General features: G+C 58.4%; 18 protein-coding genes. 7 read left to right on the top strand and 11 right to left on the bottom strand.

What is annotated here, in order from left to right:
• Window positions 1–3: 3 nt before the first annotated feature.
• The 5 genes from MRBBS_RS04985 to MRBBS_RS04965 are packed head-to-tail and all read left to right on the top strand — an operon-like array spanning window position 4 to window position 5,845.
• The gene (locus MRBBS_RS04985; RefSeq protein WP_014870343.1) at window positions 4–993 is read left to right on the top strand and encodes a DUF58 domain-containing protein; all 990 of its coding nucleotides are present in this window, start codon (window positions 4–6) and stop codon (window positions 991–993) included.
• Window positions 990–1,508 carry a DUF4381 domain-containing protein gene (locus MRBBS_RS04980; protein WP_014870342.1) on the top strand — a complete coding sequence of 173 codons (519 nt, stop codon included), beginning with the start codon at window positions 990–992 and terminating at the stop codon, window positions 1,506–1,508. Before MRBBS_RS04985 ends, MRBBS_RS04980 begins: the two co-directional genes overlap by 4 nt.
• A complete protein-coding gene (locus MRBBS_RS04975) occupies window positions 1,505–2,530 on the top strand; it encodes a vWA domain-containing protein (protein WP_014870341.1) in 1,026 nt (341 codons plus the stop codon). Before MRBBS_RS04980 ends, MRBBS_RS04975 begins: the two co-directional genes overlap by 4 nt.
• Complete coding sequence (locus tag MRBBS_RS04970) at window positions 2,523–4,367, top strand: VWA domain-containing protein (protein WP_014870340.1); 1,845 nt, start codon at window positions 2,523–2,525, stop codon at window positions 4,365–4,367. Before MRBBS_RS04975 ends, MRBBS_RS04970 begins: the two co-directional genes overlap by 8 nt.
• On the top strand, window positions 4,361–5,845 hold the full coding sequence (locus MRBBS_RS04965; RefSeq protein WP_014870339.1) for a BatD family protein: 1,485 nt from the start codon (window positions 4,361–4,363) through the stop codon (window positions 5,843–5,845). Before MRBBS_RS04970 ends, MRBBS_RS04965 begins: the two co-directional genes overlap by 7 nt.
• 76 nt (window positions 5,846–5,921) lie before the next feature.
• Here the strand turns inward: MRBBS_RS04965 and ccmI are convergent, their stop codons facing one another.
• From ccmI to ccmA, 9 genes are all read right to left on the bottom strand, one after another.
• Window positions 5,922–7,238 (bottom strand): c-type cytochrome biogenesis protein CcmI, encoded by a 1,317-nt coding sequence (gene ccmI / locus MRBBS_RS04960; RefSeq protein ID WP_014870338.1) that lies wholly within the window; start codon window positions 7,236–7,238, stop codon window positions 5,922–5,924.
• Between the two features lie 59 nt (window positions 7,239–7,297).
• Window positions 7,298–7,810 carry a cytochrome c-type biogenesis protein gene (locus tag MRBBS_RS04955; RefSeq protein ID WP_014870337.1) on the bottom strand — a complete coding sequence of 171 codons (513 nt, stop codon included), beginning with the start codon at window positions 7,808–7,810 and terminating at the stop codon, window positions 7,298–7,300.
• Window positions 7,810–8,346 (bottom strand): DsbE family thiol:disulfide interchange protein, encoded by a 537-nt coding sequence (locus MRBBS_RS04950; RefSeq protein WP_014870336.1) that lies wholly within the window; start codon window positions 8,344–8,346, stop codon window positions 7,810–7,812. The genes MRBBS_RS04955 and MRBBS_RS04950 overlap by 1 nt, the downstream gene beginning before the upstream one ends.
• Window positions 8,346–10,382, bottom strand: a complete 2,037-nt coding sequence (locus tag MRBBS_RS04945; protein ID WP_041635482.1) for a heme lyase CcmF/NrfE family subunit — start codon at window positions 10,380–10,382, stop codon at window positions 8,346–8,348. Before MRBBS_RS04945 ends, MRBBS_RS04950 begins: the two co-directional genes overlap by 1 nt.
• A gap of 79 nt (window positions 10,383–10,461) precedes the next feature.
• Window positions 10,462–10,932, bottom strand: a complete 471-nt coding sequence (gene ccmE, locus MRBBS_RS04940) for a cytochrome c maturation protein CcmE (RefSeq protein ID WP_014870334.1) — start codon at window positions 10,930–10,932, stop codon at window positions 10,462–10,464.
• Window positions 10,933–10,946: 14 nt separating this feature from the next.
• Window positions 10,947–11,195 carry a heme exporter protein CcmD gene (gene ccmD / locus MRBBS_RS04935; RefSeq protein WP_014870333.1) on the bottom strand — a complete coding sequence of 83 codons (249 nt, stop codon included), beginning with the start codon at window positions 11,193–11,195 and terminating at the stop codon, window positions 10,947–10,949.
• Entirely contained in the window at window positions 11,195–11,944 is a 750-nt protein-coding gene (locus tag MRBBS_RS04930) for a heme ABC transporter permease (RefSeq protein WP_014870332.1), read from the bottom strand. Before MRBBS_RS04930 ends, ccmD begins: the two co-directional genes overlap by 1 nt.
• 35 nt (window positions 11,945–11,979) lie before the next feature.
• The gene (ccmB, locus tag MRBBS_RS04925) at window positions 11,980–12,687 is read right to left on the bottom strand and encodes a heme exporter protein CcmB (protein WP_041635084.1); all 708 of its coding nucleotides are present in this window, start codon (window positions 12,685–12,687) and stop codon (window positions 11,980–11,982) included.
• Entirely contained in the window at window positions 12,677–13,318 is a 642-nt protein-coding gene (gene ccmA, locus MRBBS_RS04920) for a cytochrome c biogenesis heme-transporting ATPase CcmA (RefSeq protein WP_014870330.1), read from the bottom strand. Before ccmA ends, ccmB begins: the two co-directional genes overlap by 11 nt.
• A gap of 86 nt (window positions 13,319–13,404) precedes the next feature.
• Here ccmA and MRBBS_RS04915 point away from each other — a divergent pair, with 86 nt between their 5' ends.
• Entirely contained in the window at window positions 13,405–14,817 is a 1,413-nt protein-coding gene (locus MRBBS_RS04915; protein WP_144012684.1) for a flagellar hook-length control protein FliK, read from the top strand.
• Window positions 14,814–15,104: an EscU/YscU/HrcU family type III secretion system export apparatus switch protein gene (locus MRBBS_RS04910; RefSeq protein WP_014870327.1), complete on the top strand. Its 291-nt coding sequence runs from the start codon at window positions 14,814–14,816 to the stop codon at window positions 15,102–15,104. The genes MRBBS_RS04915 and MRBBS_RS04910 overlap by 4 nt, the downstream gene beginning before the upstream one ends.
• A gap of 16 nt (window positions 15,105–15,120) precedes the next feature.
• On the opposite strand, the gene MRBBS_RS04905 is transcribed toward MRBBS_RS04910, so the two are convergent.
• Both MRBBS_RS04905 and MRBBS_RS04900 read right to left on the bottom strand, forming a co-directional pair.
• Complete coding sequence (locus MRBBS_RS04905; RefSeq protein WP_014870326.1) at window positions 15,121–15,525, bottom strand: DUF2802 domain-containing protein; 405 nt, start codon at window positions 15,523–15,525, stop codon at window positions 15,121–15,123.
• Window positions 15,526–15,585: 60 nt separating this feature from the next.
• Window positions 15,586–16,074, bottom strand: coding sequence for a chemotaxis protein CheW (locus MRBBS_RS04900; protein ID WP_014870325.1), 489 nt, complete (start codon window positions 16,072–16,074; stop codon window positions 15,586–15,588).
• Window positions 16,075–16,106 lie beyond the last annotated feature (32 nt).

Below are 16,106 nucleotides of genomic sequence, written 5' to 3'. Positions count from 1 at the left end.
CCCATGACTCACGGTAACGAATTCGATGTGTCGACCTCTGCCGCGCAGGCCAATGCAGCGCACGACATCGCGCTGCCATTGGCTGCGCTGGTAAAGCTGCAGGCAGAAGCCCATACGCTGCGACTGCCGTCGGCCAAGGCCACCCGCAGCCGCCAGGCCGGAGCTTACGCCTCGCCACAAAGAGGCCGCGGTATGGCGTTTGCCGAAGTTCGGCAGTATCAGCCGGGCGATGACATTCGCGCCATTGACTGGCGAGTAACGGCAAGGCGACAACAAGCCCATACAAAAATTTACGAGGAAGAGCGCGAGCGCCCTGTTTTGCTGTTATGTGATGTAAGCCCGTCACTGTTCTTTGCCAGTACCGGCGCCTACAAACAGGTACGCGCCGCCCAGGTTGCTGCCATGTTGGCCTGGGTTGCGCTTTTTGGCGGCGACCGGGTAGGCGGCCTGGTGTTCAATGGCCAACTGTTAACTTTGCAGCGCCCGGCGCGGCGCAAGACCTCAGTACTGCGACTGCTAGACAACCTTGCCCGCCTACAACATCAGCCCGGCCAGTTTCATCCCACCCCGAGCGCGCCGCTAGCAGAGCCGGGGTCGCTGGATAACGCACTGGCGGAAGCCTGTCGTGTTGCGCGTACCGGCAGCCGAATTTTCATCATCAGTGACTTTATGCAGCTGAGCGAACACAGTGCTGGCTTGATGGGTAGGCTGGCTCAGCACAACGGCGTCAGCGCCGTGCAGATCAGTGATCCGTTGGAGCAGGCATTACCCCGGCACGGCCAGTTTGCGGTGGCCAGCTCCACTGGGCCGCTGTGGTTTGACGCCGCGGACGACACATTTCGCCAGGCCTGGCAGCAGCGCATGAATCAACACCAGGAGCGGTTGCAACATTGCCTGCGCGTGGCGGCGGTAACCAGCATTGGTGTTTCTACTGGCGAACATCCGCGCTTAGCGCTGCGGGCGCTGATGGCCGGCGGGGGCCGCCTCGGATGAACAACCCTAGCACCGCCAACAACGCCGCCAACGCGCTGCAACAACTGCGCGATATCCGTTTACCCGGAAGCGCAGGCTGGTGGCCGCCCGCGCCCGGCTGGTGGTTACTCGCCGCTGCAGGCTTACTTTGCCTGGTGCTGGCCGTGCGCGCATGGCAGCGCTGGCAGCAGCGCAACCGGCGCTGGCAAACTGCCCAACGGGAACTGGCGGCGTTGCAGGCGCAATCGAAAACGCCATTACAGAATAGCCCCGCCTGGTTCAGCCGGCTTAACGCATTGCTAAAGCGTGTGGCTCGTGACATCTATCCACTGCAGCCGATAGTCGCCCTGAGCGGCGACGATTGGGTCGCGTTTTTGCAGCACAGTAGCGCTAACGCCGTTGAAGCAGAAGACCTAGTTGCCACAATGGTGAACGCCTGTTGGCAACCCCACAGCAGCTGCGACCCGCAGCACGCGCTAGCGTTCGCCGGGCGCTGGCTGCAAGACCATAAAAAACAACTGCGGGGTGCGCCATGACACTGGCTTACCCCTGGGTGCTGTTGCTTGCATTGCTGCCGCTGGCGCTGCTTTTGCGGCGCCGCGCAGCTCAACCCGTGCAGGCACCGGTAATGCCCCTGGGGCACTGGTTAACGGACATGCCCGGGGTTTCCAGCCATGGCGTCAGGAACCCTGCATGGCTACGTTTGCTCACACTGTCGGGCTGGTTGCTGTTGGTGCTGGCGCTAGCGCGACCGCAAGTGGTAGGCGAGGCTCGGCAACTGCCAACAACAGGACGCGACCTGATGCTGGTAGTAGACATTTCACCCAGCATGGACGAACCGGATATGGTGCGCCAGGGCCGACGAATTAACCGGTTACAGGCGGTAAAACAGGTGCTGGCCGAGTTTATTGATCAGCGCCAGGGCGATCGGCTGGGCCTTATTCTGTTTGGCAGCCGTGCCTATGTACAAGCACCCCTGACCTTTGACCGAACAACGGTAAACATTCTGCTGCAAGAGGCCGGCCTCGGCATGGCCGGGAGCGCAACCGCCATTGGCGACGCCGTCGGGCTAGCGGTGAAGCGCCTGCGCGAGCGGCCCCTGGAGCAACGCGTTGCCATTGTGCTGACTGACGGCGCCAACACCGCCGGCGAAATAACGCCTGACAAAGCCAGTGAGCTGGCACAGGCCAGTGCCGTGCGGCTTTACACCATCGGTATTGGCGCCGGCGCGGACAGCGCCATAACCGGACTGCGGCAGCGCAATCCGTCGCGGGATCTAGACGAAGCCCTGCTAACGCGCATGGCGCAGCAAACCGGCGGCCAATATTTTCGCGCCCGTAATCTGGCCGAGCTTGGCGGTATTTACGCCGGCATTAACCAGCTCGAACCGGCCCTCCAAGAAGGTCAGTTTTACCGACCGGTACGCGAATATTATGTCTGGCCGGCAGCGCTGGCCGTAACGCTATGGCTGTTTGCGCTCTTGTTCCGCCGCTACCAAAAGCGACGCCGGCAGCCGTTTCACCACGGCCCCGAAACAGAGAAACAGCCCCATGTCTGAGCTGATGATTTCGCAGTTACAATGGCTGCGGCCCTGGTGGCTTTTGCTGCTGCTGGCCACACCGCTGGTGTACTGGCTTGCCCGCCATCGCGGTGACGGCGACAGCGGCTGGTCAGCACTGATACCCCGGCATCTTCTGGCACCGCTGCTGCCGGAGCCGCAACACAGCGCTGCGGACCAGCGAAAAGTGCTCACAAAAATGCCACGGATCGCCAGCCCGCTGGCAGCCGTGCTGGCGTTTTCGCTGATCAGTCTGGCCTTGGCAGGCCCGGTGTGGCGCCAGGCGCCAAGCCCCGCGGCACCGCCCGCCAACAGCCTGGTGATAGTGCTGGACCTGTCGCTGTCGATGCTGGCCACCGACGTGCAGCCCAACCGCCTGACATTGGCCAAACGCAAGGTTCGCGACATTCTTGCCGCGCGCCAAGGCAGCCTTACAGCTCTGGTGGTGTTCGCCGCAGACGCCCACAGCGTAACGCCCCTCAGTGACGACAGCGCCACGACCGAATCCATGCTCGCGGTTCTGGACCCGCTGATAATGCCAGCTGCAGGCAACCGCGCCGATCTAGCAGTGCGCAAGGCCATGGAGCTGCTCGAACGCGGAGCACCCGGCAACGGTCGTATTTTGTTAATCACAGACGACGTGCAACCCCGTTACCGTCAGGCCATTACCGAGCTGTTGACAGGCAGCCGTTTTCAACTGGACACCCTCACCGTTGGCACCCGCGCCGGTGGCCCAATCCCCCTGGCCGATCGCGGGTTCATACGTGACGGTGACCGCATTGTAATCAGCCAGGCAGCGCCCGACGCATTAGCGCAACTGGCGGCGACCAATGGCGGCAGAAGCGCGACCCTGACGCTGGATGGCCGTGACCTCAGCACGCTGACGGTCAGCGGCTTAAACGTGGCTTTTACCGAAACTGACGCGGCACGGCTTGATCCTGCAAAGACGCGCCAACAGTCACAGTGGCAAGAAGACGGCTATTGGCTACTGTGGCTGGCCCTTCCCTTGTTACTACTGATCTGGCGCCGCGGAGCTTTAGCGCTGTTCGCTCTGGCCTTGCTACCTACCCTGCCACAACCTGCGCAAGCCCTTAGCTGGGGCGAACTGTGGCAGCGTGAAGACCAGCGCGCGCCAGCTCTGATAGAGCAGGACCCGAAGCAGGCCGCAAAGCAGCTGCAAACGCCCGAATGGCAAGGTACAGCACTCTATCGCGGCGGCGAGTTCGAGGCCGCCGGTGAGCGCTTCGCCGAAGTGCCCGGAGCTGACGGTGCCTACAACCGGGGTAACGCCCTGACCCAAGCGGGCAAACTGGAATCCGCTATTTCCGCCTACGACCAAGCACTCTCCCTTCAGCCTCAGCACGCGGACGCGCTTGCCAACCGAGCGTTGGTTTCCGACTTGCTCCAACAACAAGAGCAACAGCAAGAACAAGGTCAACAGCAAGATCCATCATCCGAGCAGGAACCGGGCTCGGACAGCCAGAACGGGCAGCCGCAGAACAGCGAAGATTCCGAGAACTCTGAAAATTCCGAGAGTTCCAAAAACCCGGAAAAAAGTGAAAATGGGCGCGATCAGCAATCTCACAACAACGGCGATAGCGCAGAGCTCGATGCCGAACTTAATGAAAAATCAGGAAATGAGCCCGAGAATGAACCTGCTAAAGAGCCTGGCCCGGAACAGGCCCTGGCAGATACCCGTGAGGCCCCGCTGAACCAAAGCCAAGAGCAGTTTTTAAGGCGGGTGCCCGATGACCCGGGCGGTCTGTTGCAGCAGAAATTCCTTCAGCAATACCGGCAACGGCAGACACCAGAAGACAGAGGCGATACGCCATGGTAGAACGAAACAGCACATTTCCAGCGCCGTTGTGGCGTTATGATCATAACGGTTACAGCGATTGCCGTGGCTTTCGTCGGTTCCTGATCATCGCTTTGTGCCTGTTGGCGTTGCCGGCATGGGCGCAAAGTTCGTCTGTCGACGCGCGAAAAGTTTTTATAGAGCTCTCCACTGACAAAGCCGAACTTTATGTGCAGGAGCAGCTACTGCTAACGGTACAACTGTACTTCAGCAATGGGCTCATCCGCGGCGAACTGTCGGAACCTGTCAGCAATAACGCGGTGATTGAATCCTTGGGCCCACAGCAGGAATACGCCCGGGTTCGGGGTGATCAACGCTACCGTATGATTGAGCGCCGCTACGCGGTTTACCCGCAGATACCGGGCCAACTCAGCCTGGCGCCCCTCGAATTTGAAGGCAGCTTTCGCGGCGCCAGCGGCCGCCTGAAGATCCTGCGCAGCAGCGAACAACTGTTTGACCTGCCTGTGAAAGACATACCGCCGCAATTCAGCGGCAGCGTCTGGCTACCCGCCACAGGGTTAACACTGGAAGAAAGCGGGCTGCCCAACGATAATCGCGTCACCAGCGGTGCAAATCTGACCCGCCAGCTAACACTGCGCGCCAAAGGTTTGCCAGATGCCACACTGGCGCCCTTTCCGGCTCAGACAACGCCCGGGATGCGCAGTTATCCAGAACCAGCCAAGCGTGCCACCGACATCAGCGCCGAAGGCCTGACGTCTATATTGCAACAGGCCAGCGCCCTGGTGCCGGTGCAAGCCGGTGAGCTACGCCTGCCCGAGGTACGCGTTCCCTGGTGGGATACCGCAAGCGATTCAGAAAAAGTCGCGATTATCCCCGAGCGCGTGCTGGTGGTTGCACCCGGTTCAGACTTCAATGCTCAGGTTCAGGCCCAAGCTCCGGCGGTCGCCGCTTTCGATGGAAAGCTGAATGAATACGGTGACGACGCAGATCCAGAATTGGATGTAAACGACCAAGGCAATACTGGCAGCGGTGCTTTCTGGCCTTGGCTGGCGCTGTTTATGGCCGTTGGCTGGAGTATTACAGCAGGTTCTTTCTGGCGCGCAAAGCGCTCCCGTTATCGAGCCAACAAGGCAACCAAGAGTGACGCCGGCGCAGACGATTCAGAGCTCTACAAGGAACTGCTGGCCGCTGCCGGCAACAACAATCCGGACACCCCGCGACTGCTGCTGCGCTGGATGAACCTGCAGTATCCGGGCAAAGGATTTCAAAGCTGGCGCCAAGTGGCGGAGTTCTGTCATTTACCGCCGCTCACTGACGCTCTGACCACGCTTGAACAGCGCCGTTATAGCACCGAGCAACCGTTGGAGGACAATGCGTCGAATAACCCGGCACAGCTGCAACAGGCGATTCGTGAGTTAGCGCGCAGGCCTGCCAGTCAGGCGGCAAATAACGGTCTATCGCCACTGTACCCGCCTGCCATTGACGCATCGCAGCGTTAGCGCCACTCAGGTATAGGTCATTACAAGCCACCGCGGCAGCGCCAACGTGTTCGCCGCTACTGCGGCAAGGCCATGCTCATTCGATCAATAAGCTATTAATCACCAGCGTCAGAGGTGTTTGCTCACCAGCGGCTACCGTAGCCGGCGCCGCCAAGCTGCCCTGCCAGTCGCCGGCGCGGGCCATAACACTGCTACTGGGGCTTAAACGCGCCGTGACCATTACTGTTTCAACCGAGGAAATCGTATTCTGCGGAGACATTGCCATGGAGTCATCCAGGCGGATCTCCAGCGGCATGTCAGCGGCTGTGAAGCGCGCAACCGCCAGCGGTGCACCGCTGTTGACGTTGGCCTGGCGAGCAAACACGAACAGTGTGGTATCGGCAGGTACGTCGTTCCAGAAAGTCTCGTCCAGGCTCACGCTTACGGTGACACCGGGGCCATCACTCTTCAGGGCCTGAGCAGGCGGCTGGCTGGAAGCCTGAATCGATGCCTGGAGGCTCTCAGGCGGCGTTTCGCCCAAGCGGTTGTAAGCTTCGAGAATACCGCCTTCGATGGAGTCACGCTGCGGATGATCGGGGGCCACCTGCACAATACGCTGCCAGAAGCCAATCGCCTCGCGGTAGTTTTCCTGGCCAAAAGCGCTGATGCCCAGCAGACCGAGGGCATTAACCTCGTTTGGGTCAAGATCCAACGCGCTGGTGATGACCTGCTGCACCTCTGCGTTCATCGCGCCCTGGTATTGGAAAAACATCGCCTGGCCAGCCAGGCCTAAAGCCAGAGCACGGGATGGGTCGTCACCGCCGACACGCCCTACGCTTTGCTCCAACTGCTGAAACGCCTGTGCCGCCTGCGGGTATTTCTCCATGCGCATATAAGTTTGCCCCAGCATGGCCCAGCCATCAGGGTTGTCCGGGCTGGCTTCCAGCTTAGCCTGCAACTGCGCGGCAAGCGACGCCATCTGTTGCTCGCGGCCAGCGTCATCACCGCCCCCCAGCTGCTCCATGGTAATGAACTGCTCTACCTGATCCATCGCACCCCAACGCTCATACAACACGAGGGTCAAAGCGGGAATCGCCAGAATGGACAACAGCGCCACCGCCATGCCGGTTTTACGGCCGGGGGTTGAGGCTACAGGCGTTTCATTTTCAGGAATGTCATCGAGCATGGAACCACCAAGCTCGGTTTTTAGTTGTTCATAGTTGTCTTTGTCAAACACGCCGGCTTCGTATTCGGCGTCTAATTCCTGCATGCGTGAGCGGTAAGCCAGCAGATTCTGATTGCGCTGGTCTAGCTGTTGGCTTTGGCCAGAGCGGTGGAAAAAAACTGGATACAGCACAAAGGCCAATGCCAACATGATTAATAAAGATGCGGCAATCCAAAAAATATTGCTCATGAAAATCCCGTTACCGATGAGAGAAAATCGTTAAATTTGATTGCGGTTTGTTCTGGGCGTTACGCCTGTGAATCTGATTTGCCGTTGTGCCCGTCCATAATTTTCTCCACCCGCGCCCGTTCCTCGGCGCTCAGCTCACTGTCAATCTGGTTGTTGCGGCGCGAACGTAAAACAATACCACCCACAATTAAAAGGCCGCCTAACACTGAAATGGCCGGTGTTGCCCATAACAGCAGGGTGCGTTTTTCTACTAAGGGCTTGTAGCGGATAAACTCGCCAAACCGGCCTACCAGCGAATCCATAATTTCTACATCGCTGGCGCCGCCTGTCATCATCCGATAGACCTCGTCACGCATGTCTTCGGAAATCGGCGAATTAGAGTCGGCAATGTTCTGATTCTGGCACTTGGGGCAGCGCAGCTCGGTGATCATGACTTGGTACCGCTGCTGTTTTTCCTCAGTGTCAAAACTATAAACGTCGCGCACTACCGCATGAACCGGCAGTGCCAGAACAATCAGCAGGGCCGCCACCCACCCCGGTGCAAAGCGGCTAAAAAGCCTGAAAATGGTCATCAGTACTGACCTCCCGCCTGGTTCAAAAGAGGCCGTAATGTCTCTTCCCACACCTGCTTGTTCACCACGCCCACGTGGCGATGCAGCACCGTGCCGTCAGCACCAATTACAAACGTTTCCGGAGCGCCATACACACCCAGATCGAAGCCCAAGCTGCCTTTGGGATCATAAACACTGGTGCTGTAGGGGTCGCCCAGACGCTCTAACCATGCTTTGGCCTCGGCACGCTGGTCTTTGTAGTTCAGCCCCACAATGGGCACGCCTTCGTTCTTGGCCAGCCACATCAAGTCAGCATGCTCGTCGCGACACGACGGGCACCAGGTGCCCCACACATTCAATAAGCTGGGCTCGCCCTGAAACACCTGCTGACTGACTTGTACCTCTGGCTGGTGCAGGTCCTCAAGAGCGAACTCCGGCATGGCTTTACCGACCAGGGCTGAATCCAGCTTTGTCGGATCTTTACCGATGCCCGAAAACAGCAATACGCCTAAAACCAGAGCCACTAACAACGGCAAAAACAACAGGACCCGCTTCATCAAGACCGAGCCTCCGACGTTGTCACCGGTGTTGTAACAGAAGTCATCGCCGGGTTCGCGACAAGAGAGCCACTGTCGGCAAGTTTCGCTTTTGGCTCGGCTGCCCGTTCGCGGATACGGTAGCGTTTGTCACTCACCGCCAGGAAGCCGCCAAGCGCCGTTATGAAAGCCCCCAGCCATAACCAGCGAATCAGAGGTTTGTACTGCAGGCGAATGGCCCAGGCGTTGTCTGAGATGCGCTCACCAATAGCGACAAAAATGTCGCGAGTAAAGCCCGCATCTATGTCTGCTTCGGTCATCACGCTCATGCCCACCGAATACTGGCGTTTTTCCGGGTGCAACTCAGCCACTTTACGGCCGTCCAACAACACGTCAAAACCACCGTACTCGGCGGTAAAGTTTGCACCCTGGCGCTGGCCAATGTCGGTAAACACAAACTGATAGTCACCCACGGTGGCAACATCGCCCAGCTCCATACGAACGTCGCGCTCAATGCCGTAATTAGATACCACCGTTGCGCCTGCAATGATCATCGCCAGGCCCAGATGCCCCAGTACCATGCCGTAATAGCTGCGCGACTGCCGCTTGAGCCCATGCATCCGGCCTTTACGTGAGTTCGACTTGTCCCACAGGTCCCAGCACGTGGCCACAGCCACCCACACCGCGGTGAAAATGCCAAGAAAAGCCATCGTCTTGAACTCGCCGTAACCGACAATCGCCGCAGCGCTGATCAGAATGCTGAGGGCCAGCGGCCACAGCAGTTTGCGCGCCAACCAGCCAGCGTCGGTTTTCTTCCAGCGTGAAAAAACACCCACACCCATTAACAACCCCGCAGCGATAGCCAGCGGAGCAAAGGTCAAATTGAAAAACGGCTCGCCAATAGACAGCTTGCCCATATCCAGTGAGTCCAGCACCAGCGGGTAAAGCGTGCCCACCGCTACCAGGAGGGTAGCCGATACCAGCATGACGTTGTTCAGCAGCAGGAAAATTTCCCGCGACATGGAACCGTAACGGGCGCGTACGTGCACAGTGGGTGCGCGAACCGCGTACAGAATCAGGCTGCCAATCACCGTAATGGCCAGCAAAACCAGCAGGAAGGTGCCGCGCTCGGGGTCCGAGGCGAAAGCGTGCACCGAGGTCAGTACGCCAGAGCGCACCAGGAAGGTGCCGAGCAGGCTCAAGGCAAAGGTCACAATGGCTAACAAAACAGTCCAGCTTTTGAACACGCCGCGTTTTTCCGTCACCGCCAGCGAGTGAATCAGTGCCGTACCCGACAGCCATGGCAGCAGCGACGCGTTCTCGACCGGATCCCAGAACCACCAGCCGCCCCAGCCAAGCTCGTAATAGGCCCACCAGCTGCCCAAGGCAATGCCGATGGTCAAAAAGGCCCAGGCAACAGTGGTCCAGGGCCGCGACCAACGCGCCCAGGCGGCGTCCAAGCGGCCGTTAATCAGTGCCGCAATCGCAAACGCAAAAGCGACTGAAAAGCCCACGTAACCCATGTACAGCATAGGTGGGTGAATAATCAGGCCAAAATCCTGCAACAACGGGTTCAGGTCGGCGCCGTCTGCGGGAATGTTTGGCAGCATTCGCTCAAACGGATTTGAAGTAACAACGATAAACAGCAAAAAACCAACGCAGACGAAGCCCAGCACCGACAGCACCTGGGACACCATCACCGAAGGCAGGCGCTGCGAAAACACCGCAACCGCCAGAGTCCAGCCCGCCAGCATCAAAATCCAAAGCAGAAGAGAACCTTCGTGGCCGCCCCAAACCGCACTGATTTTGTAATACCAAGGCAACAGACTGTTGCTGTTGTTGGCGACATAAGCCACCGAGAAGTCATCTGTCATAAAAGCGTAGGCCAGAATACCAAAGGCCAAGGCGACAAATACAAACATGCCTGCCGTCAGCGGCCGGGCAAACGCCTGCAAGCTATCGCGGCCGGTGACCGAACCCACCAAGGGCACCACCGACAGCAACACCGCCAGCAGCAGCGCCAGAATGAGTGCAAACTGTCCGAGTTCCGGGTACATCATACTTTCGATACTCCACATATTTGCCATACACCACACATTTGCCACACACCCCTGCGTATCGGGCGCTTAACGGACATCAGTTGGTCAGGGTTTTGGTAGCTTCAGCGACAACGTCGCGGCTTTCGGAGGCTTTTTCCAGAGCGTATGCCACTTCCGGTGGCATGTAGTTTTCATCGTGTTTGGCCAGCACTTGGTCGGCCACAAACACGCCTTCGCTGTTTAATCTACCCATGGCCACAATACCCTGCCCTTCAGCAAACAGGTCGGGCAGGATACCCACGTACTCAACGGTGACGGATTCGGTAAAGTCAGTCACCCTGAATGCTACTTTCAGGCTTTCCGTATCGCGCAGCACAGAACCTTCTTCTACCATACCACCGGCGCGAATGCGCACATCTGCCGGAGCTTCTCCTGCAGCGATCTGGGTAGGGTCATAAAACAAATTGATATTCTGGCGCAGGGCGTAGGTAGTCAAGCCTACCGCCACGGCAAGGCCTGCCAGCAGGAACAGCACAATGGTCAAACGTTTTTTGCGGATCGGGTGCATGGTTTTTCAGCCACTCAGTCTTGGGAAACATCAACACGGGTGAAGCTGGCCGCAGCCGCTGGCGCCGTGTCCGAATCTGGTTTTGGCGCCCGCGACGAACGGGAACCGGCGTGCTGGCGGCAACTTTGCAGCACCGCATTGCGGCGCCGATAAGAACCCACCATCAGCACCGCCATCAATACAAAAAATACACCGTAGCTGGCCCATACATAGGGGCCATGGCCTTCCATTGCCAAAAACGCACCGAAGGAATCAAACGCCATTATCTGGCACCTCCATTCACATGAAACAGATCCTGTACCCAGCGAGTGCGCTGTTCACGTATCAAAATTTCCGTCTGCATACGCAGACACGCCAGCCAGCCAAACAATAGATACAAACCAATAACCGACAGCAGCAGGGGCACCCACATTTCTGCCGGCATGCTGGGTTTCTCTGTCAGCTTGAAGGTGGCCGGCTGATGCAGAGTATTCCACCAATCCACAGAGTATTTGATAATCGGGATGTTCACCACGCCCACCAGCACCAATATGGCCACGGCGCGGGCCGCTGATTTTTCATCATTAATGGCGCGGTCAAGAGCGATTACCCCACCATACAAAAACAACAGGATCAACATCGATGTCAGCCGTGCGTCCCAGATCCACCAAGTGCCCCAGGTGGGTTTGCCCCAAACCGCGCCCGTGAACAGCGATATAAAAGTGAGCACCAAACCCACCGGCGCTGCGGCTTTGACAAACACATCGGCCAGCTTCATGCGCCATACCAGTGTAACCACCGCGGCCGAGGCCATCATGATGTAAGCTGACTGGGCCAAAAACGCCGACGGCACATGAATAAAAATGATGCGGTAACTGTTGCCCTGCAGGTAATCCTTAGGCGCAAACGCCAAGCCCCACACCAAGCCAGCGCCGAGACACAGCAATCCAAATACCAGCAACCAAGGCATTAGCCGGGCGGCAATCCCATAAAACCATTTTGGTGATCCCAGCTTGTGAAAAAATTGCCACATCAGTTAAATACCTTGCCTCTGTTTGAATTGGTCTGTTAGCTGTTTGACAGGCTGACCTTCAGAGCCGCTGCGCTGGCGAAAGGCGCCAGAGTCAAAGCCAACACCAGAAACGCGCCTAGCAACGCCAGATAAGCGCCAACCGGGGCCCCTTCGGCGGCGGCGGCAACCGTGCCGGTACCAAAAATCAGCACCGGTATGTACAACGGAATAATCAATAGGGACAAAAGTACACCGGCTGATCGCAAACCCAGAGTTAACGCCGCACCAATCGCACCGATCAAACTAAGAACAGGTGTACCAATTAGCAGCGTTAGACATAAAATAGCGATAGAGTTCCCGTCCAAATGCACCATTACACCCAAAACCGGCGTTAATAACACCAGCGGCAGTCCGGTTAGCACCCAGTGCGCCATGGTCTTGGCCAACACCAGCAAAAACAGAGGCTGTGGCTGCAGCACCAGCTGCTCCAGTGTGCCGTCGTCAAAATCGTGACGAAACAGATGATCCAGTGACAACAGCACCGACAACAGTGCCGCCACCCACAAAATGCCGGCCCCGGCTTCCTGCAAAAATGAGATTTCCGGGCTCACGCCGAGCGGAAACAGAGTCACCACCATCATGAAAAACAGCAAAGGGTTGAGCAAGTCCTGACGCTGGCGAAAAGCCACTTTCATGTCGCGAGCGAACACCGCTTTCATCGCCTCAATCGAACCGACGGCCTGATCCGAGGGTTTAATCATCATAACCAACGGCCCCCGGTGTGAGTACCAATCGCTTCGTGCCTGCGATCTGTACGTTGTGATGGGTGGTAAACACCACGGCACCGCCCTCAGCGGCGCGCTCTTGCAGCAGGTTTTCGATAGCCGCCACGCCGTTCGCATCGATGGCGGTGAATACCTCATCCAGCAGCCAAAGGGGCTCGTCGGCAACCAACAGGCGCGCCAGCGCCACCCGCCGTTGCTGACCGGCTGAAAGGTGCCTGCACGGCACCTGTTCGTAGCCCGCCAGACCGGTTCTTGCAAGCGCCTGCGTAAGGACTTTATCGCCCATCGGGCGGCGACCGGCCATCAGCGCCCGCAGGTTTTCCAACGGCGACAGCAACGGTTTTATGCCCGGCCGGTGGCCCAGATACAGCACATTGCGTAAAAACGACTCGCGCACGCGGGAACGCGGCTCGCCACACCACAGCAACTGGCCAGCCCAGGCATCGCTAAGACCGGCCAATATACGCAACAAAGTGGTTTTACCAGAGCCGTTGGCACCCTCGACACGGGTCACAGTTGCGGGCAGTATGGAAAACGATAAATCACGGAACAGTTCCCGCTTGTCGCGTTCACAGTGTAAATTAATCGCCTGTAGCAGCGGTTCAGACATCCGGGCCCCGTATCCGTATCGATGCAGCGTAGGCTGGCATCGGGTGTATTCAATATTGGCGCGGAGCATTATAGCGAACCCAGCCAGTGATTACCCATCTCCAGATCAATTTGGTAGCGATGAAACTTCCCGCCAACCCGCCCCAACCCAACCCACACGCCAGCGCGGACAGCCGGCCAGCGCAAGGCAGCGCCAACGCGCCTGCCCCAGCCCCGCCTACATCGCCCGCGCTAAGCGCCCAGCGGGTACTGGACCAATTGCAGGTGGGTCGTAACGAAAGCCTGCTGGCACGGGTTACCGATGTCATTCAACGCCGGGATGGTGGCGCCGAGCTGCTGTTGGACTTACGCGGCAAACCGCTTCAAGTTCAGGCCAGTATTGGCGAAACCAAACTTCAGGCCGGCGACTGGATAAAAGTGCTGCGTGCAGGCAACGAATTGCAGCTGATGGGCAAACTGGCAGCTGCCCCGGAAGTCAGCCTTGCACAGGCTCTGGTGCAACGCCTGCCCTGGCAGCAAAGCCTGGACAGCGGACTGGCACGACTGATGGCAGGCTTGCAGCAAGGTGTGAAAGCCGACACACCACTCGGCCAACTGCCCTCGCAGGCTGTCTCGGGCGCCGCCGCGCAGCCTCTGCCGCAAGCGGCGCGCCAAGCACTGGAACAGTTATTTGCGCGTTTACCCGCCAGCAACCAGCTTGCGCCAGGGGCCGGCCAGCAGACCGCGGCGGTGCAACAGGTACAGCAGTGGCTGAGCGAAAGCGGGCTGTTTGCAGAGGCGCGACTGGCAGCAACACCGTCGGCAACCCTACCCGATCTAAAACTGGCCATTGGCCGGGTAATCACCGCGCTTCTGGCACAACAGGGACACGGGCCAGAGCAGTTCAACCGGCTGACACCGCTGGCTAGCCCAGCACTGATTCAGGCCCCGTTACAGTTTCCCGGCGCGTTCGCGATGGCCCAGGCCAGCGCCGTTAGCAGCGCTAGAGAAGAACCGCCCAACGTGGGGCAATTGCTGCGAATTCTGGCCGGTATGCTCAACCGCATTACCGTAAACCAGCTGCACACTCAGGTGTTGAACGCTCGCGGTAGCACAGATGCCGGCGCGCCCATTAACACGCTGTTACTGGAACTGCCCTGGATGAACCCGCAACAGCAACCCAAGCTGGCACAACTGCGGATTGAACAGCATCCGGGCAAAGACGGCAGCGGCAGCGGGCCATCACGGGCAAGCGTTGGCGAGTGGCGCCTGGTACTGGCGATGGATCTGGACCAAGCCGGCCCGTTGCAATTCGAAGTGAGCCTACGCCAACAGGCGGTGAGCGCTCTCGTGTGGGCAGAGAAACTGGCCACCTTGCGCAAGGTGCACCAACAACTGCCGCTGCTGCGCAGCAGCCTGACGGATCTGGGGCTCGAAGTGGCGGATCTGGAGTGTCGCCAGGGCAATCCGGGCCCGGTAGCAACAAAGCTGCAACATCGACTGGTGGATACCAAAGCATGAGCAAAAATAACGAGTCGCAACAGGCGTCAGCGGCAGTCGCGTTAAAATACGACGGTGTGCGGGCGCCCACCATCAGCGCTGTTGGCAATCACGAACTTGCGGACGAAATTATTCGCATTGCCCGCGAACACGGGGTGCCCTTGTACGAAAACGCTGAGTTGGCCAGCACCCTGGCACGACTGTCGCTGAATGACGAAATCCCCGAACAGCTGTACCAGCTGGTGGCAGAAATTCTGGCCTTCGCTTTTCACATACAGGGTTTGACACCGGAAGACGCCGGTCAATAACGCCAAAGACCGGGGTTCAGGCTGCCTGGCGTTTCTTCAGGGCCGACACCAGCTCTGCCTCGGGCCGGGAAATTCCGCAGGTGTTCATCAGGTCGTCGATATCGGCGCCAAGATCAACCAGCCTTGCGGCTTCGTCATAAGACACCCGCAACGGATCGTTCTGGCGCATTTCTTCGATAGTGGTTCGCAGTTCGTACAGTTGGCGTTCGCAGACTACCAAGCGCTGGCCTACCCCCATGCCGGTGCTGGCAGTGGCATGCAGTTCGCGGCCAAGAATGTCACAGCGGCTTTTTAGCGCCGCCTGCAGCCCCCGCAGCTGCCGCCCTTGCAAGACGATTTGCGCCACCAGCAAAGATAGTGCTGTAGCGACCAGAATCCAGGGCACCCATTGGGGAATCTCGGCAAATACATCAGCAAACATAGCAACGTCTCCTTGGTATGCGTCAGGGCGTCGATCTGCGTTCACTGCCGTCCTAAGACCTTACAGCGTTGAGATGTCCGCCCATTCGTGATCTGTCAGCATCTTGTCGAACTCGACCAGAATGATCAGTTCGCCATTTTTGTTACACACGCCCTGAATAAAGCGGGCACTTTCTTCGCTGCCCACATTGGGCGCGGCTTCAATTTCACTGGACTTGAGGTAAACCACCTCGGCCACCGAATCCACCAGAATACCCATCACCTGATCGGCAGACTCCATCACCACAATCCGGCTGGAGTCAGTGATGTCGGCATCGTTCAAGCCAAAACGCCGACGGGTATCAATCACCGTTACCACGTTGCCGCGCAGGTTGATGATGCCCAGAACGTAATCTGGTGAACCCGGTACCGGCGCAATCTCGCTGTAACGCAGTACTTCCTGAATCTGCATTACGTTGATGCCGTAAGTTTCATCGTCCAGACGAAAGGTCACGTACTGCAGTACCTCGTCATCTTTGGTCTGATTTTGCTGTCCGCTTGGGGCTGCCATTGTGTTAAATCTCCATGTACGGCTGCCCTTCG

The organism is Marinobacter sp. BSs20148 (assembly GCF_000283275.1).
Taxonomy (GTDB): Bacteria; Pseudomonadota; Gammaproteobacteria; order Pseudomonadales; family Oleiphilaceae; genus Marinobacter; species Marinobacter psychrophilus.
Note: the sequence above shows the minus strand (reverse complement) of the source record. Positions and strands in the feature narration are given on the sequence as shown.